Below are 25,220 nucleotides of genomic sequence, written 5' to 3' on the forward strand. Positions count from 1 at the left end.
ATGTGGTTGATACGATTGCCTATCTGCATTGGCAGAATTGGCGGATGCCGCGCTCACTTCTTCTCCACCGCGCTTCGCTGCAATGGCCGCCATGCATGACCGTCGCGCGCGAGCAGCGCATCGGCCGCGGCCGGCCCTTCGCTGCCGGCCGCATAGCCGTGTACGGCAAGCGCGCCGCCGCGCTTCGGATGCAGCACGTCGTCGACCGCGCACCAGCTCGTCTCGATGCTGTCGGCGCGCTGGAACAGCGTGGCGTCGCCGAGCATGCAGTCGTAGAGCAGCGTTTCATAGCCGACGTTCGCGCGCTCCGCGAAGAAGTCGGCGTAATCGAACGACGACTGCACCGCGCCGACCTGCATGACCGGCCCCGGCGTCTTCACGTTGAAGTCGAAGCTCGTGCCGTGTGCGGGATCGATGCGCAGGGTCAGCACGTTCGGCGTAAGCGCATCGACCGGTGTATCGCGAAACAGACGGAACGGCACCGGCTTCAGTTGCACCGAGATTTCGGTGCGGCGCACGGCAAGCCGCTTGCCCGTGCGCAGATAGAACGGCACGCCCGCCCAGCGCCAGTTCTCGACGAACACGCGCGCCGCCGCATAGGTTTCGGTCGTGCTGCCGGGCGCGACGTCCGGCTCCTCGCGATAGCCGATGCCGGCCGGCCCTTTTTCGTACTGGCCGAACACAACGTCGTCGGGCGTGAGCGGCTGGATCGCGTCGAAGATGTCGGCCTTTTTGTCGCGCACCGCTTCGGCATCGAACGAATTGGGCGGCTCCATCGCGACCATGCCGAGCAACTGGAACAGATGGTTCGGCACCATGTCGCGAAACGCGCCGGTCTGCTCGTAAAACTTGCCGCGCCCTTCCACGCCGATCGTTTCCGCCGCGGTAATCTGCACACTCTCGATGTACTCGCGCCGCCAGATCGGCTCGAATAGCGCATTCGCGAAGCGCACCGCGAGAATGCTCTGCACGGTGTCCTTGCCGAGAAAATGATCGATGCGATACACCTGCGATTCCTGCGCGTACTGCAGGATATGCGCGTTCAGATCGCGCGCCGAGGCGAGATCGGTGCCGAACGGCTTTTCGATCACGAGACGGCGAAAGCCGCCGTTCGCGCTCTCGCCTTCCTTCAGCAAACCGGCCTTGCCGAGATGCTCGACGATCGGTTTGAAAAAGCGCGCGCCAACCGCGAGATAGAAGATCACGTTGCCACCCGGCGATTGCGCGAGTTTCTGCTTCAATTGCGCGAACGTGTCGTCGGATTCGAACTCGCCCGCCATGTATTCGAGGCGTTGCGCGACCCAGTTCCACGCGTCGTCGTCGAGCTTGCCGGCGTGGAAGGTGCTGGCTTTATCGGCGGCGAACTGCTGTAGCGACGTGTGCAGATCGTCGCGCCACGCGCCCGTTTCGCGCGCGCCATGATTGACGCCGACAATCTTCATGCCGCCGTCGAGCAGACCGTCGAGCGCGAGGTTGTAGAGCGCGGGCATCAACAAACGCTTGGTCAGATCGCCGCCCGCGCCGAAGATCACGAGCGTGCAGGGCGGCGCCGGATTCTTGCCGGCCGGCGAGGGCAACGCATCGTGCGGACTCGCGCTGACCTTGCAGCTACGCGCGGGCGTCGCGCCGGTTTGAGCGGAAGAAGCAGCGGGGGTATTCAATGGAGTCGACATGGGATTCACTCGTGCAAGCCAATGGACCGGATATAGCGATATATGAAAGACCACACGCGCACCCGCACAGTTCAATCGCGTTCACGCGACCGGCGCAAGCGCCGGCTCACCAGTGAGCGGCACGTTGCCCGAGGCGGCCATCGCGCGCGGCTGCAATAACAACGCGACGAGCCCGCTCCAGCCGGTCTGATGCGAAGCACCGACGCCACGGCCGTTATCGCCATGAAAATACTCGTGGAACAGCACCAGATCCTGCGAGCGCGGGTCCGCCTGCAACAGCGGATACGCGCCCATTACGGGCCGCTCGCCATCCCGGTTCTTCAGAAACAGCGTGGTCGCGCGGCGCGCGAGTTCGTCCGCGATCTCGGCCAGCGAGAACTTCTGCCCCGAGCCGGTCGGATATTCGACGCGAAAATCGTCGCCGTAATAGCGGTGGAATTCGTATAGCGATTCGATCAGCAGATAGTTGACCGGCATCCACACCGGCCCGCGCCAGTTCGAATTGCCGCCGAACACGCGCGTGTCCGACTCGGCCGGCAGATATTTGACGCAGAAGCTGTTGCCGTTGTGTTGAAACACGAACGGCTGATCGCGATGAAAGCGCGACAGCGCCCGCACGCCATGATCGGAAAGAAATTCGCTTTCGTCGAGCGCACGCCGCAACAATGCCTTCATGCGATGGCCGCGCAGCAGCGAGAGCAACAGCGCATTGCCCTTGCCGGGCTCGTTCCAGCGCGACACGAGCCGCGCGAGATCGGGGCGATGTTCGAGAAACCACACGAGCCGTTCGCGCAGCCCCGGCAAGCCGCCATGCAGACGCTCTTCGAGCACGTGTACCGCGAACAGCGGAATCAGCCCGACGATCGAGCGCACGCGCATCGGAATGTTGCTGCCGTCGAGCAGGCGCAGCTTATCGTAGAAGAACTCGTCCTGCCCGTCCCACAGGCCGGTCTCGCAGTCGTCGTCGCAACTCACCGCTTCCGCGATATACAGGAAGTGCTCGAAGAACTTCACGCCGATATCGACGAACACATGATTCGCGTACGCGAGTTCGAGCGCGATGCGCATGAGGTCGAGCGCATACGCGGCCATCCACGCGGTGCCGTCGGCCTGATCGAGATGACCGCCGGTCGGCAGCGGCGACGAGCGATCGAAAATGCCGACGTTGTCGAGCCCGAGAAAACCGCCCTGGAAAATATTGTGGCCGTCGGCGTCCTTGCGGTTGACCCACCACGAAAAATTCAGCAGCAGCTTGTGAAACACGAGTTCGAGGAAATCGCGATCGGCCTTGCCGGTCAGCGCGCGATCGATCTCGTACACGCGCCACGCGGACCAGGCATGCACGGGCGGATTCGCGTCGCCGAGCGCCCATTCGTAGGCGGGCAGTTGCCCGTTCGGATGCTGATAGCGGTCCTTCACGAGCAGCAGCAACTGCTTCTTCGCGAACGCGGGATCGATCAGCGCGAAGGCGGCCGCGTGAAACGCGAGGTCCCATGACGCGTACCACGGGTACTCCCACTTGTCGGGCATCGACACGATGTCCGCATTGCACAGATGCCGCCAGTCCACGTTGCGGCCGTGCTTGCGCTCGGCGGGCGGGCGCGGCTGCAACGGATCGCCGTCGAGCCAGCGCTGCACGTCGTACTGGTAGTACTGCTTCGACCACAGCATGCCCGCGAGCGCCTGGCGCTGTACGAGGCGCGCATCGGCATCGGCGATCTCGTGTTGCAACGCGCCATAGAATGCGTCGGCCTCGGCGAGGCGGCGCGCGAATACCGCATCGGCGTCGAGCGGCGCTTCATCGCCGGCCGCTTGCGTGCGCCAGCGCAGATAGACGACCGCGCGCGCATGCGGGCCGAGTTCGAGCGCCGCATGCACGCCGGCCTTGGTGCCCGCATCGTGACGGATCGCATTTGCGTCGCCGTGCACGAGGTAATCGTTGAAGCCGTCCTTGAACGGGCCCGCGCCGTCGACGTTGAAAAGACGCTTCACGTTGGTGTCGTTTTCGCAGAACAGCCACGCAAGCGGCGCATCCTTCGACCACGCGGTCACGATAATCGGCTCGTGCAAAGGATGATGGCCGACGAGATGAAGCGTGCCGTCATGATCGGCGCCCATCACGAGCTTCGGCTTGTTGCCGTTCTCCTTCCACGACCACGAATTGCGCGCCCAGATTTGCGGCAGCACGTCGAGCGAGGCGGCTTCGTCGGCGCGATTCTCGATCGTCACGCGCATCACGATGTCGTCGGGCGTATGTTTCGCGTATTCGACCTGCACGTCGAAATAGCGCGCGTCGTCGAATACGCCGGTATCGAGAATTTCGTACTCCGGCATGTCGCCGCCGCGCCGCGCGTTTTCTTCGATGAGGTCCTGGTACGGATACGCCGCATGCGGGTACTTGTAGAGCATGCGCATATACGAATGCGTGGGCGTGCCGTCGAGATAGAAGTACAGCTCCTTCACGTCCTCGCCGTGATTGCCCTGCGCATTCGTGAGGCCGAACAGGCGCTCCTTGATGATCGGGTCCTTGCGGTTCCAGAGCGCGAGCGACACGCACCAGCTCAGGCGGTCGTCGCCGAAACCGGCAAGGCCGTCCTCGCCCCAGCGGTATGCGCGGCTGCGCGCATGGTCGTGCGGGAAGGAGTCCCACGCGGTGCCGTCGGCACTGTAGTCCTCGCGCACCGTGCCCCACTGGCGCTCGCTCAGATACGGCCCCCAGCGCTGCCAGCGGCCGCACTCGGCCGAATGCAGCCGTGAACCTTCGACGGTGGCAAGCAGATTGGCAGCGCGCAGCGGTGGCATGACGGAGTCCTTGCAACAGGCCTGGCGGTCGGCCCCACATCGTAGCGCGGTTTACGCGCCGCCGCGCCCGAATCGGGCCAGCAGGTTTTCGACGCGCAGCAATTCGCCGAGCGACCACGCCTGAAACGGCGTGCCCGCCGGTGTGTGCGGTGCATCACCGTCGGCGATTTCGGACAGATGATCGAGGCCTGCGCAATCGAGATGCGCGTACAGCGGAGCGAGAAAACGCGCCCTCGCCTGAGCGAGATTCGGCGCGCTCGCGCCGTTCACGCGCAGCCATGCTTCGACGAACGGCCCGATCAGCCACAACCAGACCGTGCCCTGGTGGTAAGCGCCGTCGCGTTCGAGCGGCGAGCCGCCGTAGTGTCCGCGATAGGCGGGATCGGATGGCGCGAGCGAACGCAGGCCGAGCGGCGTGAGCAATTGCGCTTCGACCTGACCGAGCACCGCGCGCGCCGCCGCGCCTTCGAGCAGCGGAAACGGCAGACCGCCGATCGCGAAGACCTGGTTCGGCCGGATCGCGCGATCCACCGTGCCGGGTACGTGATCGACGTCGACGTTGTCGAATAGCGCCTGCGTGGCGGGGTCGACGAAGCGCTGGCGAAATGAGAGCGTGGCGCGCTCGGCCGGTTGCCGCCACCGCGGGTTCCATGCCGAGGCGATACGCAGCGCGTTGATCCACAGCGCCTGCACCTCGACCGGCTTGCCGATGCGCGGCGTGACGACCCAGTCGCCGACTTTCGCGTCCATCCACGTAAGCTGCACGCCGGGGACGCCGCAGCGCAGCAAGCCGTCGTCGGCGCAGGCGGCGATGTTGAAGCGCGTGCCGTTCGTATAGCCGGTGAGGATCGCTTCGGCCGCCTGTTGCAGATGCGCGCGCGTCGCGGCGCTCGCATGCTGCGTCGCGAGATACTCGTGCAGGGCGACGACGAACCAGAGCGACGCATCGACCGAGTTGTATTCGGGCGCGTCGCCATAATCGGGGAAGCGGTTCGGCAGCATGCCTTCCGAGAGCGTGCCGGCCCATTCGAGCAGGATCGCTTCGGCGTCGTCGAGACGGTTCGACGCGATCAGCAGGCCGCGCATCGCGATGAAGGTGTCGCGGCCCCAGTCGGTGAACCACGGAAAGCCCGCGAGCATCGTGCGGCCTTCGTTGCGCGTGACGATATAGGCATCGGCGGAACGTTGCAGGCGCGAGCCGAGTGCGTTGCGGCGTTGCTGTTCGGTTTGGGCGAGATAGGCGGCGTGAGTGGTGGCTGTGGTTTTGTCGTTGGCAATTGGGATTGATGTTGCCGTGTCCGACTTCCCCGAAGCGCTCGAAGCACTCGAAGCGCTGAGGATCATCACCGCTTCGCCGCTTGCGATGTCGAAGCTGAAGACGCCGGGCGTCGCGAGGTCTTCGCGGTAATCGAGCCCGCGCTCCTGTTCCCGCACGTAGCAGAAGTTGCGATACCAGTCGGGCGCATGCGTGTAGACGCCGTTCGTCGCCGCGCCAACGACAGGCAAACCGCCATACGGCTGCCAGCTTACGCACGACTGGTCGCCGCTGATTTGCGCGCTGAAGTTGAACGCGGGGTTCTCATGATGCAGCGCATGATAATCGCGGCCCGACAGCAACGGCCTGACCTTCAGCACGGGCACGCCAAGATCGCCGAGGCCGTTGCCTTCGAGCCGCCAGCGCAGCACTGTTGCGCCGGTTGCCTTGCTGACGAACGCTTCAGTTATCGCCACCGTCCGTGCATCGACCCGCACCCGCCACGTCGGCCACGGCACGGTATCGAAGCTATCGAGACTCCCGCGCAGGTCCGGGTAGATCACGTCCGGCCCATAGCGCTGCATGCTCAACGGAAAGCGTTGCCCGTGCGCTTCGAGCCACACCTCCACGCCATTGACGAGCACCATGCGCCCGCCCGGCGCGCGCGTCGCGCTCAACAGCAACGCGTGATAACGACACGTGCGCAGCATGCCGGCCGTGCCCGAGGCGAAACCGCCGAAGCCGTCCGCTTCCAGCCATTCGTCTTCGAGATGCGAGAGGTCGAAGGGTGATCCGATGCGTGTCATGAAGTCGGTCGCGCTCATGCGAAATCGTCGATTGGCGTAGTGTGCCAAACATTCACGCAGAGGGTGTTCACGGGACCGTTCTTCTTGCCGGTACTTTCTACTCTCGCCTCTGTCTCCACCGCGCGCCGGATCTACTGACGGGCCGACGGCATCCAGACGCAAGCCCGCGAGGAGGATTCGGACGAGGACTGCCCGCAGGTGATCATCGGTGTAAAACCAGACTGCGGCAGAGAACGCGTAACGCTCAGCAACAGTTATCGCGCATCAGTTTTTGCTGGCTGGCAAATTCTCATGGCGATCCGCGAGTGCATGTGAAATGGGAATCTCAAATAGTGCTTCTCACAGATGTTCATATGTTCGCCTCGGTCGAGAGCAATCTCGCCTCCGTCGGATATAACAGCTCTTTTTCGCACCTATTGAGGCAACCTAAGTGGCAAATCCCCATCGGCTTGGCAGCAACTTCGATCTCCCGAGGAGTGGTTACGGTGCACCCTCAGCGCATTCGACACATCAACAAGCGACTGGCAGCACTCAGAGATTTCCCACGGCGGCGCCTGCCATGGGGACGCTATCCGGATTGCCGGCGATGGAGACACGCCAGCAGACTTCCACGCGAGCTAACCCAGTCGGCCGTCATGTACAGATTTCTTCGATTGAAAATTCTCGGGTCCGTCAGGAAGCCGAAAATCTTCGCGCGGGCATTGAGAATTTTGGCGAATCTGGCCGCCGATAACCGCCTCGAGCAGCAAGACAATCCACGGAATACGAGGACTGGACGACCCGACTCGGTGCCGTAGAAGAAGTCGTGGATATGATCCAGAATCAAGTCAACGACGGGTCAATCATGCCCGGGGATGCGGTACGGGTAACAGCTGGCGAACATACCACCGGCATCATGACCGTCAGCGTCTCTCCGAAAGAGGAAGACGCAAAGGATGCTTTCTGGATCGACAACATCGTCACGCACCCTGGTGCTGCCGGAGCAGGTGAGTTGCTGATCGAAAAAGCCGTTGCGATGTCGGCAAGCAAGGGGTTTGGCGGTACCGTCAGGCTGATGGCGTTCTCGGGGCAGACTTTCTACAAATCGGTCGGCTTCAAGGATCTCGGCGGAGGGCTCATGGAACTTCGCCAGTGGTGGAGTGCCAACGAGGAACAACGGCCACTGTATAACAAGTTGATTCGCGCATTTGCGGCTCGCTAAAGCGGATGCGATTTCAACGTCCCGACGCACGACGACTGTGGGTTGGTGTGTGCCGGGACGCGTTGGCCATATGCTGTCGTCCTGCACGTGATTTGGCTTAGGCTTGACACATAAGAATCCCAAAGTGCCAAAGCTGGCCGAGTGTCATTCGTGGCAGGATCGGTTCCGTCGGATCGGATTAAATCCGCAGTAGCGCCCGGACGATGGGTAATCTCTGCCGCGCCCCAGGGGCGGAGACGACTCGGACAGGCCTTCCTCCATCCGGCGCATCATTCTCCACCTGGCTGGCGCCGGCAATCTGCAACTACGATCGAAACGCCATACGGGACAACGGCGCGGGCAATGACGGTCGGAGCCGTTTCAGCAGCCGAAGTGGCATTCCCATCGCCATCGCTCGCGGAGCAAGCAGTGCCTCAGCGCGTCTGAACCAACAGATTCAGCGCGATCGCAACGATCAAAGCCACACCGCCGATGAGGCCGAGCAATTGCAGCAGAGTGAGGGATTTACGCGAATTGGTGGGGGTTTGTTGCGTAGTCACGAGCGTTTCTTGAAGTTCGGAAAAAGCGCAATGGTACACGGGCACGCATGCGACCCGTCTCGACCGGCGCAAACTCGCGTGCAATCAAGCACCGCTTGCCCCGATCGCCACTCGCGAGCGGCGTGCAACGCACGCCGCACACTGCCCCGCTCAGGTCTTCGCAATCGGGTTGCCGTGCCGCGAATCCAGGAAGCGGATCACCGCGGTATCGCCCGTACCCGCGCCCACCACCTGATCGGGCGCCCCGCATTCGCGCAGCAGCGCGCGCAGTTCGTTGATGACCGGAAACACCTCGTGATTCCAGTCCGCGCCCTGCGCATCGTGCGCGCGCTGCTCCGCCTCGACGATCTCGCGATCCTCCTTGAAAATACGCTCGGTAAACCACACGAGCAGCGGCCACAGCAACGTCATCGCGCCCGGAATGCCGGGCTTGCGAATGGATAGCAGCCCGAACGTCCGGTTGGTGCGCTGCTCGCGATCGAGCGGCACGTAGACGATCCACAGGTCCATCACGAGCGTCTGCTCGGCATTGCGGATTTGCAGCGTCTGGTACGGATACTCGGTGCGGATCGTCATCACGTCCTTGTCGTTGTTGCCGCCGGTCTTGCGATTCTGGCCGAACACGATCGCCTCGCCGAGCGGCTGCTGCCCCTCCATGCGCGCAAACGTGTAATCGACTTCGACCCAGCCCTCGCCGCGCCGCCGTCCGACCGAACGCGCACGCATCTTGCCCATCTGCCGGCGATGCAGGAACTGATGGTTCATGTCCATCAGGTTCTCGTGCATGAACGAGTAATGGCAATTGACCGGACGGCCGAAGCGGCGCGTCCTGTACTTCGGGTCCGACACCGAGCCGAAACCGGGCAGCGGCCGCTGGTCCGCCAGCGCGGCATCGCCGGGAAACACGAAGATCAGCCCCTCGACTTCCCGGCACGGATACGAGCGCACGCCGTTCGGCAGCCGGTCGCGGCCGAGGTACGGCACGTCGATACACTTGCCCGAGCAGTCATAGGTCCAGCCGTGATAGCCGCAGCGGATCGACTCGCCATCGACGACACCCTGGTGCAGCGGCACCTGGCGATGCGCGCAGCGGTCTTCGAGCGCGAACACCTTGCCGGTCTCTGTGCGCGCGAGCACGATCGGCTCGCCGGCAAAGGTCACGCCATGCGTCTTGCCGCGCTTCACTTCGTGCGACCACGCAAGCGGATACCAATGGTCCGGGTGAATGGCAACGCGGCGCAGATCGCGCACGGGCGCCTCATGGGCGGCACGGCCGGGGGCATGCGCACCGGCTGGCGATGCGGCAGAAGCGGCATTCTGCGACGGCGCCTGAAGAGGCTCCGCGGTGACGGCCGCATCGGCGATATCGTGTTCGAGCGGGGGAACAGCATGCATGGATCAAGCCTCCGTTCGCGGGCAGATGGAAGGTTGCCGCCCCGCATATCGAGGCCGGCGTCCTTGCCAGTCTACTTGAAGCGGCTAAAGCGTGGCGTCGCTGGCGGCACACCCGGCATGACCTGGCGCAAACGCTCCGCGACGTCGACGCACACGTGTGAACGAACGACCTGCGGCGTACCGGTGCCATGAAAAAAACGGCCTGTGAGGCAACGGTGAAAAATAGTCTCGGGAAGTGGCCTTAGAGTGGCTAACACAACCGGGACATGAGGCTGAAGGCCATATCCTGACAGCATGTCCGGACGCAAAATCAGTAACGAGTTATGCGCGGCGCTGGGGCCGCTGATTCCGGTGTTCGCACCGTCGTCCAAAGGCGGGCGACGCCGAACGGTGTTTGATCCCGTTTCTTGCGTGAGGTGGATATATACAACACACCTGGCCGCTGTCGTTGGCCGAATGGTTCCGGTTCTTGACTTCATGGTGTTCGGCTATGATGCGACGCTCATCATGTATCGCACCATGAAGCGTTACAACGAGATCGTCAAACCGGCGGACAGACTTGGCGAATGATCCACAATGGGAAGCGCTCGTTGCATTCACGCGTGAAGAAATACCTTGGGCCGGAAAAACCGAGCCGCTCACACCATCAACAAGCATCAGTGACGATCTGCGCATCGATGGTGACGATGCGTTCGAATTCATCGATCAGTTTTTTGAGCGGTTCGATGTTGCGGGCGGTGAAAACTTTCCCGTTCTTCGCTACTTCGGCCCCGAAGGAAATGCGTTATTTGCCCTGCTCATCGTTCCCGTGCTTGTGGTGGCGTTCGTTCGTTTCGTGCTCAGGCTTAAGCCAGTCAACCTGTTACCCCGTAAGCCCACGCTGACTCTCGGCATGCTGCTCGATGCGATACGCGTAGGCCGATGGGATACCAAAGCCATTGAACGCGCACACAAGCCGCCCATTTAGCCTTTTGTCAGAAGTGCCTGCGGCAGGTCTTCCCATGGCATCCCCGTTTGCAGGACATACAGGATGCCATTCAAGGCCGCACGGTCATCTACCGTGCGGCGTCACCCGCCTTTGGGCGACGGTGCGAACACCGGAATCAGCGGCTCCAGCGCCGCGCATAACTCGTTACTGATTTTGCGTCTGGACATGCTGCCAGGATATGGCCTTCATAGCCTCATGTCCCGGTTGTGTTAGCTACGCTTAAGAAGCAGCCTCAGGAAACGGCCTCGATTCAGGGCTCGTTTTCAGGGCTCGTTATCCGACACGAAGCCGAAGCGGAGTCGCCTCACGCGCCACTCACCGGCCGCCGCGCGATCAACGCGATCGATTCGATCCGCTCGTCGAGCCAGCCTTCATCGTTTGCATGGGCTTCCAGCAGTACGTCGATGCGCGCAAGCAATTCATCGAGCCGCGCGCCAAGCCGTTCGCGCGACAGACTCGACATCGACATGGCCCGCGCCCGCAGCGCTTCGACCGACACGCGCCGCGTTTCGATAACCGCAATCCGTTCGAGCGCCGAAAACGCCGACTGCGCGAGCACCGTCTCGTGGCTCTCCCATGTTTCGGCCCTGCGCTGCTCGCGCGCCGGATCGTCGCTCGAATATTCATCGAGCAGCGCGCGATAGGGCGCGAGCCATGCAATCGACGCATCCGCCACGGGCGAAGTCGAGAACAACGCCAGCGCGCCCTGCGCTTCGATCAGCGCATCGAGCCGCGCGAGCGTGTCGGGCCGGTCCATCCAGTGAAATGCGCGGCCGATCACCGCGAGCCGGAACGATCCGAGCGCGGGCGACAGATCGTACGAACTGCCGTGGCGATACTCGATGTTCGGCGCGAGCCCCGCGCCGAGGCCGGCCGCGATGCGCAGCATTTCCGCTTCGGGATCGAGCGCGAGACCGGTGCCGACCCACGACGAAAACGCCACCGACAACTGCCCCGGCCCGCAGCCGAGATCGAGCAGCCGATGCGAGCCGCGCAATTCGCATGACTGCGCGACGCGCCGGATCAATTGCGGAGAATACGCGGGACGGCCCAGCAGATAGTGGGGCGCGCTGAACCTGAAGCGGTCGGGGACAAAGGGAATCGGGGCGGTCATGGCGGTTCCGTCCGGTGAGGGTGATAGCGAGGCGATCGGGAAACTCGCCGTACGGGGGTCCATTATCGGCGCACGCACCATTGCTGCGCAGTTTCGCGGGCAACGCCGAGGGCGCGCCGGCATCGGCGGCATCGAGTTCGCCCTGCGCGTTCGCCCATGCGAATCGCCACCTCGCCCGGCCGCCCCACAGGCCGCCCAATCCATTCCCCCACCAGGGAAATCCCGTCTTCCCCGCAAACCACAGGCACAATACGCACCAACCATGTGCCGCGCCTCCGCTTTCGTTCGGGATTTGTTCCAAATCCGAACACGTCCACGTCGATGCCGCGCCGCCAGAATCCCCTTTTTACGCAGTCATGACCCCCGATACCCCTACGTCCGTCCTTCCCCAGTCCGCGCCGAACTCGCCGCGCTTCCTGCTGTACATGATTTGCCTGTTCGCTTCCGCCGGGCAGCTCGCCATCGACATCTACGTGCCCGCGCTGCCCGCGATGGCGCGCTACTTCGCCACCTCGCCGCAGGCCATCCAGACGAGCGTCACCGGCTACATGATCGCTTACGCGTTCGGCCAGCTGATCTTCGGACCGGTCTCCGATGCGTACGGCCGCAAACGCGTGCTCGCTTTCGGGCTCGTGGTGTTTACGATCGGCTGTCTGCTGTCGCTCACGGCGCCGAATCTGGAAACATTCGTGTTCGCCCGCTGCCTGCAGGGCTTCGGCATCGCGACCACCAACCTGCTCTCGAAGGCGATCATCACCGATTCGTTCGCGGGCACCGCGCTGATGCACGCGTTCACGTACATGTCGATCGCGTGGGGACTCGCGCCGATCATCGCGCCGGTGATCGGCGCGCATCTGCAAACCCTGTTCGGCTGGCGCGCGTGCCTCGTCTTCCTGCTTCTCTATTCGATCGTGATGTGGGCGATGCTGTGGCGCTATCGCGAGACCTTGCCGAAGCCCGTGCATCTCGAACCGCGCACGCTGATTGCGAACGCGCGCAAGGTGATATCGAGCCCGGTGTTCCAGAGCTGCTTCCTCGCGCAAGGGTTGTGCTACAGCATCCTGCTCGTGTTCAACATCATCGGACCGTTCATGGTGCAGAACACGCTGCACCGGCCGCCGACGTTCTTCGGCTATCTCGCGCTCGGCATCGGCATGATGTATTTCCTCGGCGGCCTGTCGAACCGTCTGCACGGTCCGCGTCTGCCGAGCGCCGAGCAACGGCTGCGCATCGGCGCGCGCGTGATGGCGGGCGCCTCGCTCGCGATGCTGCTGCTCGCGCTGACGGTCGGCCTGCGCGTGTGGACGCTCTCGATACCCGTCCTGTTGATGGGCCTCTGCGCGGGCGCGATGTATCCGACGCTGATGGCCAAGGGCAATTCGCTGTTCCCGCACATCGCGGGCCTGACGAGCGCGATCCTCGGCTGTGCGCTGCTGCTCGTGTCGTCGGCGCTGATGGGACTCGCCGGCTTCGTGTCGGTACAGATTCTCACGCCGCTCGCGGTGTTCTTCGTGATCGTCGCGTTCGTCGTGGTGCTGATGGTGACGAAGCTGCTGCGCCATCTGGAGCAGGCGCGGCCGGAGGCTGCTGTGTGTGCGGCTAGTGAGGTTGCGTGAGCACCGGCACACGCGACGCAACGCAGTAAGCCACTCATCTCGCATCCAAACTGGCAGCCCGCAATCAATGAAGCGTGCCGCCCAACCGCTCGATCCTGCGCACCTGGCGCGGCAACACGATATACATCCCCCACGCCGCGATAAAAACCGCACGCAGCAGATTCTCCGCATGATGCGGCAACGCAATGGCCAAGCCGGCCATCGCGAGGCTGGCGGGCACGGCCCACGCATACGTCGTTACCCCGAGCAGCGTGGCCTGCCAGAAGCCGAAGCGGCCCGATCCGCGTATCGCATGCGCAACGAGTCCGCCGCGCACCATGTACCCTGCAAGCGGCAAGCTCGCGAGCATGTAAATCAGGAACAGCACGATCGCCGGCATTGCCGCGATCGCAAGCGACCATGCCCGTGAATTCCTCGCAAAATCAGGCGTGAGCACGTCGAATGAGAACGTCATGAGCGGCACCACCGCCCTGGGAATCAGAAAGTGAAAAGCGAACATCGAGATCACAAGGAGCAGGATGCCGGCAAGGTACTGACGCCACGCGCACGACCACCACACGTACAGACGCCGGCCGAAGCTCATGCTCCTGCCGAGACGGAAGGGCGCGCCGCCGTCCTTTAGCGCGGCAAAGCCGGCCAATACGGCAAATAGCACGACCGCTATCGCGAGAATATAAGAACTCCATACAAAGAACGCCGGATGCGTTCCGCTCGTAACCGAAGCTGGTCCCGGCGTAGAAAAATTCTGCAGATGTTGAGCGACATAGTCCGACGGGTCGAGCGCCTGCGAAGAGTCGTGCGTTGCCATCTTGTCTCCCTGTTTTGTGACGTCACGGTGCAAGGCCAGTGATTCGAAACGCAGCGCAGCGGGCAAGCCGCGAGTGCTTCCTATGCCTCAGCATAGATGCCAGGCGGCCTATTTGTCATACATTTTCGATCTGGCTGTTCCAGAGTGCTTCGGCGTCGCATGCATGATGATCGAATGAGTGAACCTCACACGCGCCGATGCGATGCACGTAGTTCACAACGAAGACGAAAACATGATCGACACCACGGCATGCACTGATGCCCCGGTTGTGTGCTTCTGAACGGGATGACCGCTTCGGCGGAGTTTTTTGGATGGTTTCATGCTGCACAATCGCAAACTTCCACGATTGGGCAAACTAACGAAATCGGCCAATGACCAACCATCCTCTGGCATATGCGACGTTTCACGTCATGGGCGATGCAGTCGTGCCCATGTTCTGGACCGAGTACTTCGGCTTGTCGCCCGACACGGCTATAGCGAAAGGAGAGCCTTTTGTGACGCCATCGGGGCGCCTGGCCGGCCCCGGTCGTGTCGGCCTGTGGGGCTCGAGCAGCAAGCGATTCATACACAGTAACGACCTCACCCCGCATCTTCGCTTTCTCGTCCAAAGACTGAATCTCGCTCGCGTCGATCTTCCACAAGTCGTCGCCGAAAAAGAGGTAAAACTGCGCTTTTTCTGCTACTGGAACACTCGAAGTGGCGACCGTGTAACGGATATCCCGCAGGATATCCGCACGATGATGGAAGCCCTTGGCGGGACCATCGAGATCGACGAGTACCGCGATTAGAATCACTGCGCGGGGCTGGCCTTGACGGCCCAGCGCGCCCCGAAAAATCGAACGCGGCGCCACTCATCCATGCGGTGGAACAGCCTGCCTGAAACGCGCTAATGCCCGTGCCGCTCCCCCATCGCCACGGCATCCTGCTTCGACTGCCGGCTCAGCATCAACGTCACGACCGCCGACACCGCCAGCGTCGCGCCGACCACATAGAGGCCCGCGGCATATCCGCCCGTCACGTTCTTGAGCCAGCCAATCGCGAACGGACCGACGAAGCCGCCGAGATTGCCGACCGAGTTGATCATCGCGATCCCCGCCGCCGCGCCCGCACCCGACAGGAACATGCTCGGCATCGCCCATAGCGGCGCCTTCGCCGCGCTGATCCCGACGTTCACGACCACGAGTGCGAGCACGATCATCAACGCCGTGCTCGCATGGCCGGCGAACACGAAGCCGACACAAGCCAGCGCGCACGGAATCACGACGTGCCACGTGCGCTCCTCGGTGCGGTCCGAGTGCCTCGCCCACAACACCATCGCGATCACCGCGAGCACGCTCGGCACGCCGGCCAGCAGCCCCGTTTCGAACGAGCCGAAACCGTATTGGCGGATAATCAGCGGCGCCCACAAGCCGAGCGTATACAGTCCCGCCGAGGTGCCGAAGTAGATCAACGCGAGCGCAAGCACGCGCGGATCGCGCAATGCGCTGAGCGCACCCGCCGTGTGGCCCGCATGCGCATGCCGCGCGTCGGCTTCGAGCTTCAGCTTCGCGATCAGCCAGTCGCGCTCTTCCGGCTGAAGCCATTGCGCTTGCGCGGGCTTGTCGGTCAGATACTTGAGCACGAAAAAGCCGAGCACGATCGCGGGCAACGCTTCGAGTATGTAGAGCATTTGCCAGTCGGCGAGTCCGGCGAGGGGCGGCAGCTTCATGATCGCGCCGGAAATCGGCGAGCCGATTGCGGTGGAGATCGGCGCGGCGGCCATGAACCACGCGGCCGCAACCGCGCGCTGGCGCGCCGGAAACCACAGGCTCAGATACAGGATGATGCCGGGAAAGAAACCCGCTTCCGCAACGCCGAGAATGAAGCGCAGCGCGTAGAAACTGTTCGGTCCGACGACGAACGCGGAGGCGAGCGACACGAGCCCCCACGACACCATCACGCGAGCGATCCAGCGGCGCGCGCCGACCTTGTGAAGGATCAGATTCGACGGCACTTCGAACAGAAAATAGCCGATGAAGAAAAGCCCACCGCCGAGTCCGAAGGCGGTCGGCGAAAGCCCGATGGCCTTGTTCATCGACAACGCGGCGAAGCCCACATTCACGCGGTCGAGAAAACTCACGAAGTACAGTAGCATGACGAACGGGATGATCCGCAGCATCAGCTTGCGGGTCACCCGGCTTTCGAGTTCGGAAGTCATTGTCTCCTCCTGCGGCACGCAGCCGTGAGCCGCGCGCGGCTTGCACGCTGGCCGGCTCCGGGTCGCGCCAGTCGGGTTGGGATGGTGTTCTGGCCGTGTCATGGCGCGGTATAGCCGCGCGTCGGCCTTGTCTGAAGCGAATACGGTCCGTGCGTTCAGGTCGCGCTCGGGTCGCGCTTAGGTCACACTTAGGCAACCGCCGGATCGAGCACCGGCCAGGCTTTGGCCGGTGCTCGATCGCGCGCTCAGGTCGCGCCTGAGGTGCGCTCCGTTCGCACCTCGCATGCACTCACGCGGCGTTCGGCACCGACGCCGCTTTCTCGATGAACGCGCAAACGGCCGCCGTCACCTGGGCGGTCGTGGCCGTGCCGCCGAGGTCGCGCGTATGCAGCGACTCGTTCGCGGTGACCGCTTCGACGGCCTGCATCACACGCTTTGCTGCGTCGAATTCGCCGAGGTGTTCGAGCAGCATCACGACCGACCAGAACGTGCCGACCGGATTCGCGAGCCCCTTGCCCATGATGTCGAACGCGGAACCGTGAATCGGCTCGAACATCGACGGATAGCGGCGCTCCGGATCGATGTTGCCGGTCGGCGCAATGCCGAGGCTGCCGGCAAGCGCGGCCGCGAGGTCGCTGAGAATATCGGCGTGCAGGTTGGTGGCGACGATCGTGTCGAGCGTCGCCGGACGATTGACCATGCGCGCGGTCGCCGCGTCGACGAGTTCCTTGTCCCACGTGACGTCCGGAAACTCCTTCGAGATCTGGAGCGCGATCTCGTCCCACATCACCATTGCGTGACGCTGCGCATTGCTCTTCGTGATGACGGTCAGCAGCTTGCGCGGACGCGACTGCGCGAGCCGGAACGCGAAGCGCATGATGCGCTCGACACCGGCGCGCGTCATGACCGACACGTCGGTCGCGGCTTCGATCGCATGGCCCTGATGCACGCGGCCGCCGACGCCCGAATATTCGCCCTCCGAATTTTCGCGGACGATCACCCAGTTCAGGTCTTCGGGCTTGCAGTACTTCAGCGGCGCGTCGATGCCGGGCAGGATGCGCGTCGGGCGCACGTTCGCGTATTGATCGAAGCCCTGGCAGATCTTCAGGCGCAACCCCCACAGCGTGATGTGATCGGGAATGTCCTTGTCGCCCGCCGAGCCGAACAGGATCGCGTCCTTGTCGCGAATCGCGTCGAGCCCGTTCTCCGGCATCATCACGCCGTGCTGGCGATGGTAGTCGCCGCCCCAGTCGAAGTTCTCGAACTCGAACGTGAAGGCGCGCGTGCTCTTCGCGAGTGTATCGAGCACCTGCGCGCCGGCCGGCACGACCTCCTTGCCGATGCCGTCGCCGGGAATGGTTGCGATGCGATAGGTTTTCATGTCTCCGTCCTGTGCTGTGTGAAGGGTGTGATCGCACTCTAGCGCTGTCTCGCGGGTAAAAACCGGTGCTAGACTCAAAGCATCTTTAACCTGCATTCACAAATAAAAGGGGGCTGAGGACGCGATGAGCGCTACCGTCCAGCCATCAGATCTGAGCTTTTTCTCGACGCTCGCCGCCTCCGGCAGCCTGAGCGCGGCCGCGCGCGAACTGGGGCTGACGGCCGCTGCGGTCAGCAAGCACCTCACGCAGATGGAGCAGCGCGCGGGCGTCGCGCTCGTCAATCGCACGACGCGCCGCATGATGCTGACGCCCGAAGGCGAGCTGTATGTCGAGCGCGCGCGGCGGATTCTCGATGAAATCGACGAACTGGCCGAACTGCTCGGCTCGGCGAAGAAGACACCGAAAGGTCTGCTGCGCGTGAACGCAACGCTCGGCTTCGGGCGCAGCCACGTCGGGCCGGCCATTTCGCGCTTCGTCGCGAAGTATCCGCAGGTGTCGGTGCAGTTGCAGCTCTCGGTCACGCCCCCGCCCCTGACCGACGACAGCTTCGACGTCTGCATCCGCTTCGGCGAGCCGCCCGATACGCGCGTGGTCGCGCGCCGCCTCGCGGCGAACCGGCGCCTGCTGTGCGCGGCACCGTCGTATATCGCGGCGCACGGCGTGCCGCAGACCGCGCATGATCTGACGCGCCACAACTGCATCGGCATCCGTCAGGGTGACGAAGCTTATGGCGTGTGGCGCCTGACTTCGGGACGGGGCGCGGCACGCAGGACGGAAGCGGTGCGCATCAAGGGCTCGCTGACCACCAACGACGGCGAGATCGCCGTGAAGTGGGCGCTCGAGGGACACGGCATCCTGATGCGCGCGGAGTGGGACATCGAGCAGTATCTCGCCGACGGCTCGCTGGTCCAGTTACTGCCCGATCACGACACGCCGAACGCGGATATCTTCGCGGTGTATTCGCCGAGGCATCAGATGTCGAATCGTATTCGCGCGTTCGTGGAGTTTATTGCGCGGGATCTGGGTGGTGAGGTGAGGGTGGCTGGGTAGGGTGGTCGGGTGAGAATGAGCGGCTGTGGTTGTGTTTTCCGAGTTGTCTTATTGATGCTGGTCTTGCGGCCCCTGAAGCTACAAGCTTCGGGGACACTTCTTCGTGCTTCCTATCGTCGCAACAAGCAATATTGCAAACGACCGCGCGGAGTATGTCGTAGATGATTATCAGGCTAATCGATCTGGTGCTTGTACTACTGCCAACCAGCGCTCTCGCATGCAATACCTCTCAGAACCTCCCAGGTCAAAACATCGACGTATATTTCGAAAGAAATTCGGCTCAGATATCGGCAGATCAAGTTTTAAAGATGGCGAATTGGGCCATCGACATGCGCCTCAGGTATCCCATTCAAGAGGTACTGTCCATCGGCGGATTGGCTGAAGCAAATGAAAAAGAACCGGAGAAATTGGCACTGCAACGGGCCGATTCGGCAAAAGCCATGTTGATGCAATTCGGTCTGACTCAGGTTCTATACGATGTTCGCGCCAGAATCTACAAGCCTCTTGTCCACTTGACCGAACCACCTGAAAAGATCAGGCGCGTTGAGATCGAATTATCCCCGGGTTGTCGTGGCAATTGCTGCGGCGAAAAGTAATGCGTCACAAGCCATGCATGAGGCAAAAGCACTCAACCCGGAATTGGGCGGACACACGCTGAAGCACGTCGACAAGGACGAAGCATGGCTCAAGGAGCAACTGAGGCGAGGCCCGTATATTCCCGCTGCATCATCATTCACAGATATCAGGCAGGCAGAGTGGGCCATCGCGGAAGCGATGCGCGCCAATGTCACGAAAATAGAGACGTGGGCAACAGTACCGCGCCACGACTTGGTACTATTCGATCATGAATGATGGAGCTTATAGCCATCTCGAACAGCTGGTCATGGCTCGATTCCATGAGGACTATTCGCTCTATGGGAATTCGATACCTGAACTGGTTCTCTCCTATAAAGCGGAAATGACCGAAGACGAAAGAATCGCGACGCTGGAAGAGATAGCCCGATTCCAGAAGGCCAATGTGAATTGTCTGGACAGGGCGTTTGACGATCTTTTTGGCTGCCATTGCGACCCGGCTCTTTGGGACCACACTACGGCCTCGTTCCTTGACGAATTGAAACATCTTCTGAGCGAGTAATCCGCGGGTTGTCGCAGCCGTGGGCGCGCCGCGTCCAGCCATCACCCACCCAAGCCGAACCTGAACCGAAACAGGTAACGATGCCGAGACCCCACCCCGCGCTTCAACGCAGTCAAAAAGCCCCCATGACGCGGGCACGCAAGCGCCTGCTGATCGTCGGCGCGATCCTGCTGATCGTCGTCCTCGGCTGGATACTCGCGCTCGTGCTTCAGCCCGCGTTCCAGCGCACGATCGTTATCACGACCGGTGCCGATGGCGGCATCTATCGCGGCTTTGCCGATCGCTACGCACCGCTGCTGAAGCACGAAGGCATCAAGCTCGACATTCGCAGCTCGTCGGGCTCGATCGAAAATTATCAGCGGCTCACCGACCCCGACAGCGCCTACGAAGTCGGCTTCATCCAGTCGGGCACGACCAACCCCAAGGACACCGACAACCTGCAAACGATCGCCGCCGTCTCGTACGAGCCGATCTGGGTGTTCTATCGCGGCGACGCGACGATCGACCTTCTCTCGCAACTGCGCGGCAAGCGCATTTCGCTCGGCGTGCCCGGCAGCGGTCTGCTCAACGTATCGCAGGTCCTGCTCGGCTATAGCGGCATCACGAGCCGGAACTCGACGCTGCTGCAAATGGATGCGAACGCTGCTTATCAAGGGCTCCAAAGCGGTCGGATCGACGCGGCGTTCTTTATCGGCAGACCCGACGCCGACATGCAGCGCACGCTGCTCACGAGCAACCTGAAGCTGATGAGCTTCGCGCAGGCCGACGCGCTCGTGCAGAAATTCCCGTCGCTCTCGAAGATCGTCCTGCCGCGCGCCTCGGCCAGCGTCGCCGACGATCTGCCGCGCGCCGACGTCACGCTGCTCGCGGCCACGGCGCTGCTCGTCTCGAAGGACACGCTGCATCCGGCGCTCCTCTATCTGCTGCTCGATGCGGCGCGCACGGTCCACGGCGGCGAGGACTACTTCACGCCGATCGGCACGTTTCCGAATCTGCACACCCAGGAATTCCCGATCTCCGACGAAAGCATCCGCTACTTCAAATCGGGCCGGCCGTTCCTGTACCGCTATCTGCCGTTCTGGCTCGCGAGTCTCATCGAACGGCGGCTGCTGATCCTGCTGCCGTTCATGGCGCTTCTGATCGGTCTCATACAGGCGCTGCCGCGCACGCTCGAAGCGCGCATGAAAAAGCGGCTCGAGGTCTGGTATCGCGAGATCAAGGCGCTCGAAGACGAGGTATGGAAAAACTTCGCGCCGACTCGCGCGCAAATCGCGCAATGGCGCGACGAGATCGAGAGCATCGACGCAAGCGCGAGCCAGATACGGATTCCGTATCGCTACTTTCAGGACGTTTACGCGCTCAAGCAGGCGATCGGCATCGTGCGCGACCGGATCGCCCACGCGGCGGAGAGGGCGCAGAAGTAGACGCTCACGCGCGCGGGCCTTGCAGCTTACGGCGCGGTAACCGCTTGCGCCCGATCCTCGCGCCGCTTCGCCAATCGCGGTATCGTGTCCGCCTTCCCCCTGCTCAAGCGCCGATCCGCCGATGCCGTCCCGCCATAGCGCCGCCTTTACCGCCCTACTCGCCGCCGCGCTGTTCGGCGCGACCACGCCGCTCGCGAAAGCGCTGCTCGATTCGCTATCGCCGTTTCTGCTGGCGGGCCTGTTCTATCTCGGCAGCGGAGTCGGCCTTGGCATCGCGATGCTGGCGCGCCGCGTGGTGCGTCGAACGACGCGTCGTTCGGCCCAGCGCTCGACATCGCCCGCCGCCGCCCAGCCAACAGAACCGCACCGCTTTCCGCTGCGCGACGTACCGTGGCTAGCCGGCGCGATCGTCGCGGGCGGCGTCGCCGGGCCCGCGCTGCTGATGCTCGGCTTGAACACCACGCCGGCCGCCACCGGCTCCCTGCTGCTGAATCTCGAAGGCGTGTTCACCGCATTGATCGCATGGATCGTATTCCGCGAAAACGTCGACCTGCCGGTGTTCGTCGGCATGCTCGCCATCGTCGCGGGCGGCGTCGTGCTGGCCTGGCAGCCCGGCGCGGCGGACCTGCCGCCGGGCGCGCTGCTGCTCGCCGGCGCATGCGCGTGCTGGGCCGTCGACAACAATCTCACCCGCAAGGTGTCGACGCACGACGCGACCTTCATCGCCTGCGTGAAGGGGCTCGTTGCGGGCCCGGTGAACGTGGCGTTGGCGTTCGCCGTTGGCGCGAGCTGGCCGCACGGCACGACCGCGTGGAGCGTCGCGCTCGCGATGCTGACCGGCTTCGCGGGATATGGCGCGAGCCTCGTGCTGTTCGTCGTCGCGCTGCGCAATCTCGGCTCCGCGCGAACCGGTGCGTACTTCTCCGTTGCGCCGCTCTTCGGCGTCACGCTGTCGTGGCTGCTCTGGCCCGAACTGCCGACTTCGCAATTCTGGGTAGCGGCCGCGCTAATGACGCTCGGCGTGTGGCTGCATGTGCGGGAACGCCACGAGCATGCGCACACGCACGAGGCGCTCGACCACACGCATCGCCATCGGCACGACGCGCATCATCAGCACGAGCACGATTTCGCATGGGACGGCGAGGAACCGCATACCCATCCGCATCACCATGCGCCGATCACGCATGCTCATAGGCATTTCCCGGATATCCACCACCGCCACACCCATTGATTTTCCGCGCGCTCCCATCGGGCAACCGTTTGCTGCGACGCAAGATAAAAATCTCTGTGGAACGGGTCGTGCGATAGGCCAATTCAATTGGCATAGTAGCGGGTCGCGTCCTGTAATGGACTCCTGCCGTTCACGTTGTGTTTACGTTCCGTCCACCCAGCCCGCCGCCCCATCCGGAGAGATCCATGTCGCAGCCTCAGCCCAATGTAGACGAACTGGTGAGAAGCATCGCCGAAGAAACCGACACGCCAGCCGAAACGGTATCCCGCCTGTATGCGGATACGCTCGCCAATTACCGGCAGGACGCGCGCGTATTCGATTACGTGCCGCTATTCGCCGCGAAGAAGGTACGCGCCCAGCTTCGTCACAACCCGGATCGCGGTCACTGAAGGCACCTTGACCGCCTGGTTGCACCCGCAGTGACAGCACCGGCGCGCGGTCACGCGCGCACCCACCCTAAAAAAACACACGCCGCGCGGAACCATTCGACCCGTGGTTCCAGATTTTGCGCGCCTCGTGGAGCTAACAATGGCGCCACGAATTTTCTATGCTGACGGTTCGATCGTTCCCGGCAGGCATGCTGTTGCCCGCCTCATTCGATAAGGAACCGCACCTATGTCCGCCCAGATCCTGATTCGCGCCGTCATCCGCGAAGATTTCGACGCATGGCTGCCGCTATGGGATGCGTACAACGCGTTCTACGGCCGCTCGGGCGAGACCGCGCTGCCGCGCGACATCACGCGCATCACCTGGCAGCGCTTCTTCGACGGCTACGAGCCGATGCACGCGTTCGTCGCCGAGCGCGACGGGCAACTGGTCGGCCTCGTGCACTTTCTCTATCACCGTCACACGACGCTGGCCGGACCGATCTGCTATCTGCAGGACCTCTACACGCTCGACACTGAGCGCGGCAAGGGCGTCGGCCGCGCGCTGATCGAAGCCGTGTATGCGCGCGCCCAGGCCGATGGCGCGGAACGCGTCTACTGGCAAACGCACGAGACGAATCAGACCGCGATGAAGCTTTACGACAAGGTCGCGGACAGGTCGGGCTTCGTCGTGTATCGCAAGGCGCTGTGACGCACCACGCGTCGCAATTCCGCAGCGAACGCAAAAAAAGCAGCCGGAAAGACGAAAGGCGCACCACAGGGTGCGCCTTTTCGTTTTCCTGAACCCACATCAGCAATGCGATATCAGGCTTCGAGTTGCTCCAGCACCTTGCCCTTGGTTTCGATGCCGAGGAAGTGCACCGCGATCGCCGCGACGAACGGCACGGCAGCGAGGATATAGAACGCCACTTCGAGATTGCCGCCGATCATCGTCTTCGACACGATGGCCGGCGCGAAGATCGCCGCGATCTTGAGCCAGGCGCCGCCCACGCCGCAACCCATCGCGCGGATGCTCGTCGGGTACAGCTCCGGCGTGTACACGTAAGCGGTGATGAAGCCACTCGCGAGGAAGCCGAGTGCGAATGCGCAGAAGGTTGCGACCACGTACACCGACGAGTCGTGCAACACGCCCGCCATCGCCAGCGACACCGCGCACAGGATGAACGAGATGTTGATGATCGGCTTGCGCCCCACCGCGTCGACCAGCAGCGCGCAGACGAGCGAGCCGACCACGCCGAGCACCGAAGCCGCCACGGCCAGGTTCAGCGCAAGCTGCAACGGCGCGTGATAGATCGTGCGGTAGATCGTCGGCAGCCAGGTGGACAGACCGTACTGGATAAAGCCGCAGGTCACCCACAGCATCGCCACGGCAATCGTGCGCTTCAGGTAGGCCGGGCCGAACAGGTCCGAGACGCTGCGCTTCGGATGGCGATTGACCATCTCGTCGAATTCGGCCGAGCTTGCCACCGGCGGCAGCGGCACCTTGGCGGCCCGTTCGAATGCGAGCACGGCGGAATCGGCTTCGGCCATCCGGTCGCGCACGGCGAGCCAGCGCGGCGATTCCGGCACGAGCTTGCGCAGCGCGAAGAACAGGATCAGCGGCATGCCGCCGATGAAGTACATCGCCGGCCAGCCGAAACGCGGCACGATCCACGCCCCCATCGCGCTCGACGCGAGCAGCCCGATCGGGAAGACGATTTCGTACAGCAGCACGAAACGCCCGCGGCCATGCGCGCGGCTGATCTCGTTGATATAGGTCGCGGCCACCGGCAATTCGCCGCCGAGTCCCAGCCCCTGGATAATGCGCAGCACGACGAATACGGCGAACGTCGGCGCAAAACCGCACGCAATACTCGTGATGCCGATGATGCCCGAGCTCAGCGCAATTGCCTTCACGCGTCCGCCGCGCTCCGCATACCACGGAAACAGGAACGCGCCGATCAGTTGTCCTATGGAGCCGGAGCCAAGCAAAAAGCCGACGTCCCACGGCGTCAGGTGCCACTTCGCAATCAGCAGCGGCAGCGTCGTCGCGATCGCGATCACGTCGAAGCCGTCGAAGAACGTCGCGAGACCGATCAGGATACGGGCGCGTACTTGCAGCGCGTTCCCCGGCAGGCGCTCGAGCCTCGCGATGATCGAGCCCTGCGTCACGGCGCCTGAAACACCGGCGCTGCTGCGGTCTCCTGTTGAGTTATCGATGGTTCTCATGCCAAGGTGC

Annotated in this window: 22 protein-coding genes and 2 pseudogenes; 13 read left to right on the top strand and 11 right to left on the bottom strand. The window is 63.1% G+C overall.

Translation table 11 applies throughout. The annotated features are described in order from the left end of the window. Positions 1 to 53 precede the first annotated feature (53 nt). From zwf to GXB81_RS10170, 3 genes are all read right to left on the bottom strand, one after another. A complete protein-coding gene (gene zwf, locus GXB81_RS10160; RefSeq protein ID WP_205989041.1) occupies positions 54 to 1,673 on the bottom strand; it encodes a glucose-6-phosphate dehydrogenase in 1,620 nt (539 codons plus the stop codon). A gap of 81 nt (positions 1,674 to 1,754) precedes the next feature. After that, positions 1,755 to 4,475: a glucosidase gene (locus GXB81_RS10165; RefSeq protein ID WP_205989042.1), complete on the bottom strand. Its 2,721-nt coding sequence runs from the start codon at positions 4,473 to 4,475 to the stop codon at positions 1,755 to 1,757. Between the two features lie 51 nt (positions 4,476 to 4,526). Continuing rightward, complete coding sequence (locus GXB81_RS10170) at positions 4,527 to 6,536, bottom strand: amylo-alpha-1,6-glucosidase (protein ID WP_205989070.1); 2,010 nt, start codon at positions 6,534 to 6,536, stop codon at positions 4,527 to 4,529. An 811-nt stretch (positions 6,537 to 7,347) separates the two neighbouring features. Between GXB81_RS10170 and GXB81_RS10175 the strand changes: the two genes are divergently transcribed. Then, positions 7,348 to 7,737 (top strand): hypothetical protein, encoded by a 390-nt coding sequence (locus GXB81_RS10175; RefSeq protein WP_205989043.1) that lies wholly within the window; start codon positions 7,348 to 7,350, stop codon positions 7,735 to 7,737. 413 nt (positions 7,738 to 8,150) lie between these two features. On the opposite strand, the gene GXB81_RS31750 is transcribed toward GXB81_RS10175, so the two are convergent. Together GXB81_RS31750 and GXB81_RS10185 are read right to left on the bottom strand one after the other, a co-directional pair. Next, a complete protein-coding gene (locus GXB81_RS31750) occupies positions 8,151 to 8,276 on the bottom strand; it encodes a hypothetical protein (RefSeq protein ID WP_275691441.1) in 126 nt (41 codons plus the stop codon). Between the two features lie 150 nt (positions 8,277 to 8,426). Then, positions 8,427 to 9,671, bottom strand: coding sequence for an aromatic ring-hydroxylating dioxygenase subunit alpha (locus GXB81_RS10185; protein WP_205989045.1), 1,245 nt, complete (start codon positions 9,669 to 9,671; stop codon positions 8,427 to 8,429). 294 nt (positions 9,672 to 9,965) lie between these two features. Here GXB81_RS10185 and GXB81_RS31375 point away from each other — a divergent pair. Both GXB81_RS31375 and GXB81_RS10195 read left to right on the top strand, forming a co-directional pair. Further along, positions 9,966 to 10,058: pseudogene (locus GXB81_RS31375) on the top strand (IS5/IS1182 family transposase); the annotation flags it as partial. A gap of 172 nt (positions 10,059 to 10,230) precedes the next feature. Next, positions 10,231 to 10,638 (top strand): DUF1493 family protein, encoded by a 408-nt coding sequence (locus tag GXB81_RS10195; RefSeq protein WP_167038792.1) that lies wholly within the window; start codon positions 10,231 to 10,233, stop codon positions 10,636 to 10,638. Between the two features lie 11 nt (positions 10,639 to 10,649). Here the strand turns inward: GXB81_RS10195 and GXB81_RS10200 are convergent. Continuing rightward, a pseudogene (locus GXB81_RS10200) lies at positions 10,650 to 10,826 on the bottom strand (transposase); the annotation flags it as partial. A 137-nt stretch (positions 10,827 to 10,963) separates the two neighbouring features. Then, entirely contained in the window at positions 10,964 to 11,773 is an 810-nt protein-coding gene (locus GXB81_RS10205) for a class I SAM-dependent methyltransferase (protein WP_205989047.1), read from the bottom strand. Positions 11,774 to 12,129: 356 nt separating this feature from the next. Here GXB81_RS10205 and GXB81_RS10210 point away from each other — a divergent pair, with 356 nt between their 5' ends. Further along, on the top strand, positions 12,130 to 13,389 hold the full coding sequence (locus GXB81_RS10210) for a multidrug effflux MFS transporter (RefSeq protein ID WP_205989048.1): 1,260 nt from the start codon (positions 12,130 to 12,132) through the stop codon (positions 13,387 to 13,389). Between the two features lie 64 nt (positions 13,390 to 13,453). Here the strand turns inward: GXB81_RS10210 and GXB81_RS10215 are convergent, their stop codons facing one another. Next, on the bottom strand, positions 13,454 to 14,197 hold the full coding sequence (locus GXB81_RS10215) for a hypothetical protein (RefSeq protein WP_205989049.1): 744 nt from the start codon (positions 14,195 to 14,197) through the stop codon (positions 13,454 to 13,456). Positions 14,198 to 14,568: 371 nt separating this feature from the next. Between GXB81_RS10215 and GXB81_RS10220 the strand changes: the two genes are divergently transcribed. Further along, positions 14,569 to 14,985, top strand: a complete 417-nt coding sequence (locus tag GXB81_RS10220; protein WP_167038800.1) for a DUF4279 domain-containing protein — start codon at positions 14,569 to 14,571, stop codon at positions 14,983 to 14,985. A gap of 98 nt (positions 14,986 to 15,083) precedes the next feature. On the opposite strand, the gene GXB81_RS10225 is transcribed toward GXB81_RS10220, so the two are convergent. Further along, on the bottom strand, positions 15,084 to 16,394 hold the full coding sequence (locus tag GXB81_RS10225) for an MFS transporter (RefSeq protein ID WP_167038802.1): 1,311 nt from the start codon (positions 16,392 to 16,394) through the stop codon (positions 15,084 to 15,086). A 289-nt stretch (positions 16,395 to 16,683) separates the two neighbouring features. Further along, the gene (locus GXB81_RS10230) at positions 16,684 to 17,775 is read right to left on the bottom strand and encodes a tartrate dehydrogenase (protein ID WP_167038804.1); all 1,092 of its coding nucleotides are present in this window, start codon (positions 17,773 to 17,775) and stop codon (positions 16,684 to 16,686) included. A 124-nt stretch (positions 17,776 to 17,899) separates the two neighbouring features. Between GXB81_RS10230 and GXB81_RS10235 the strand changes: the two genes are divergently transcribed. The 8 genes from GXB81_RS10235 (at position 17,900) to GXB81_RS10270 (ending at position 23,693) form a co-directional block, all read left to right on the top strand. Continuing rightward, positions 17,900 to 18,826: a LysR substrate-binding domain-containing protein gene (locus GXB81_RS10235; RefSeq protein WP_205989050.1), complete on the top strand. Its 927-nt coding sequence runs from the start codon at positions 17,900 to 17,902 to the stop codon at positions 18,824 to 18,826. 161 nt (positions 18,827 to 18,987) lie between these two features. Next, complete coding sequence (locus GXB81_RS10240) at positions 18,988 to 19,422, top strand: hypothetical protein (RefSeq protein ID WP_205989051.1); 435 nt, start codon at positions 18,988 to 18,990, stop codon at positions 19,420 to 19,422. Between the two features lie 13 nt (positions 19,423 to 19,435). Beyond that, positions 19,436 to 19,678 (top strand): RNase A-like domain-containing protein, encoded by a 243-nt coding sequence (locus tag GXB81_RS10245; RefSeq protein ID WP_205989052.1) that lies wholly within the window; start codon positions 19,436 to 19,438, stop codon positions 19,676 to 19,678. Next, the gene (locus tag GXB81_RS10250) at positions 19,671 to 19,961 is read left to right on the top strand and encodes a contact-dependent growth inhibition system immunity protein (protein WP_167282467.1); all 291 of its coding nucleotides are present in this window, start codon (positions 19,671 to 19,673) and stop codon (positions 19,959 to 19,961) included. Before GXB81_RS10245 ends, GXB81_RS10250 begins: the two co-directional genes overlap by 8 nt. Positions 19,962 to 20,086: 125 nt before the next feature. After that, complete coding sequence (locus GXB81_RS10255; RefSeq protein ID WP_205989053.1) at positions 20,087 to 21,385, top strand: TAXI family TRAP transporter solute-binding subunit; 1,299 nt, start codon at positions 20,087 to 20,089, stop codon at positions 21,383 to 21,385. Between the two features lie 121 nt (positions 21,386 to 21,506). After that, positions 21,507 to 22,616, top strand: a complete 1,110-nt coding sequence (locus GXB81_RS10260; RefSeq protein ID WP_205989054.1) for a DMT family transporter — start codon at positions 21,507 to 21,509, stop codon at positions 22,614 to 22,616. Positions 22,617 to 22,801: 185 nt separating this feature from the next. Continuing rightward, positions 22,802 to 23,005: a DUF3562 domain-containing protein gene (locus GXB81_RS10265; protein WP_167038815.1), complete on the top strand. Its 204-nt coding sequence runs from the start codon at positions 22,802 to 22,804 to the stop codon at positions 23,003 to 23,005. Positions 23,006 to 23,231: 226 nt separating this feature from the next. Beyond that, positions 23,232 to 23,693 (top strand): GNAT family N-acetyltransferase, encoded by a 462-nt coding sequence (locus GXB81_RS10270; RefSeq protein WP_167282473.1) that lies wholly within the window; start codon positions 23,232 to 23,234, stop codon positions 23,691 to 23,693. Between the two features lie 113 nt (positions 23,694 to 23,806). On the opposite strand, the gene GXB81_RS10275 is transcribed toward GXB81_RS10270, so the two are convergent. Continuing rightward, on the bottom strand, positions 23,807 to 25,210 hold the full coding sequence (locus GXB81_RS10275) for an MFS transporter (RefSeq protein ID WP_167038819.1): 1,404 nt from the start codon (positions 25,208 to 25,210) through the stop codon (positions 23,807 to 23,809). Positions 25,211 to 25,220: the final 10 nt, after the last annotated feature.

Origin of the sequence: Paraburkholderia sp. Ac-20336, assembly GCF_017105025.1 — a bacterium.
Taxonomy (GTDB): domain Bacteria; phylum Pseudomonadota; class Gammaproteobacteria; order Burkholderiales; family Burkholderiaceae; genus Paraburkholderia.

Excerpts from the sequence above, each read along its gene's own strand:
- GXB81_RS10275 (WP_167038819.1), bottom strand. The coding sequence starts at position 25,210 with ATGAGAACCATCGATAACTCAACAGGAGACCGCAGCAGCGCCGGTGTT.
- GXB81_RS10230 (WP_167038804.1), bottom strand. The coding sequence starts at position 17,775 with ATGAAAACCTATCGCATCGCAACCATTCCCGGCGACGGCATCGGCAAG.
- GXB81_RS10270 (WP_167282473.1), top strand. The coding sequence starts at position 23,232 with ATGTCCGCCCAGATCCTGATTCGCGCCGTCATCCGCGAAGATTTCGAC.
- GXB81_RS10205 (WP_205989047.1), bottom strand. The coding sequence starts at position 11,773 with ATGACCGCCCCGATTCCCTTTGTCCCCGACCGCTTCAGGTTCAGCGCG.
- GXB81_RS10170 (WP_205989070.1), bottom strand. The coding sequence starts at position 6,536 with ATGACACGCATCGGATCACCCTTCGACCTCTCGCATCTCGAAGACGAA.
- GXB81_RS10220 (WP_167038800.1), top strand. The coding sequence starts at position 14,569 with ATGACCAACCATCCTCTGGCATATGCGACGTTTCACGTCATGGGCGAT.
- GXB81_RS10255 (WP_205989053.1), top strand. The coding sequence starts at position 20,087 with ATGACGCGGGCACGCAAGCGCCTGCTGATCGTCGGCGCGATCCTGCTG.
- GXB81_RS10265 (WP_167038815.1), top strand. The coding sequence starts at position 22,802 with ATGTCGCAGCCTCAGCCCAATGTAGACGAACTGGTGAGAAGCATCGCC.
- GXB81_RS10215 (WP_205989049.1), bottom strand. The coding sequence starts at position 14,197 with ATGGCAACGCACGACTCTTCGCAGGCGCTCGACCCGTCGGACTATGTC.
- GXB81_RS10245 (WP_205989052.1), top strand. The coding sequence starts at position 19,436 with ATGCATGAGGCAAAAGCACTCAACCCGGAATTGGGCGGACACACGCTG.
- zwf (WP_205989041.1), bottom strand. The coding sequence starts at position 1,673 with ATGTCGACTCCATTGAATACCCCCGCTGCTTCTTCCGCTCAAACCGGC.
- GXB81_RS10250 (WP_167282467.1), top strand. The coding sequence starts at position 19,671 with ATGAATGATGGAGCTTATAGCCATCTCGAACAGCTGGTCATGGCTCGA.
- GXB81_RS10240 (WP_205989051.1), top strand. The coding sequence starts at position 18,988 with ATGATTATCAGGCTAATCGATCTGGTGCTTGTACTACTGCCAACCAGC.
- GXB81_RS10235 (WP_205989050.1), top strand. The coding sequence starts at position 17,900 with ATGAGCGCTACCGTCCAGCCATCAGATCTGAGCTTTTTCTCGACGCTC.
- GXB81_RS10225 (WP_167038802.1), bottom strand. The coding sequence starts at position 16,394 with ATGACTTCCGAACTCGAAAGCCGGGTGACCCGCAAGCTGATGCTGCGG.
- GXB81_RS10210 (WP_205989048.1), top strand. The coding sequence starts at position 12,130 with ATGACCCCCGATACCCCTACGTCCGTCCTTCCCCAGTCCGCGCCGAAC.
- GXB81_RS10185 (WP_205989045.1), bottom strand. The coding sequence starts at position 9,671 with ATGCATGCTGTTCCCCCGCTCGAACACGATATCGCCGATGCGGCCGTC.
- GXB81_RS10260 (WP_205989054.1), top strand. The coding sequence starts at position 21,507 with ATGCCGTCCCGCCATAGCGCCGCCTTTACCGCCCTACTCGCCGCCGCG.
- GXB81_RS10175 (WP_205989043.1), top strand. The coding sequence starts at position 7,348 with ATGATCCAGAATCAAGTCAACGACGGGTCAATCATGCCCGGGGATGCG.
- GXB81_RS10165 (WP_205989042.1), bottom strand. The coding sequence starts at position 4,475 with ATGCCACCGCTGCGCGCTGCCAATCTGCTTGCCACCGTCGAAGGTTCA.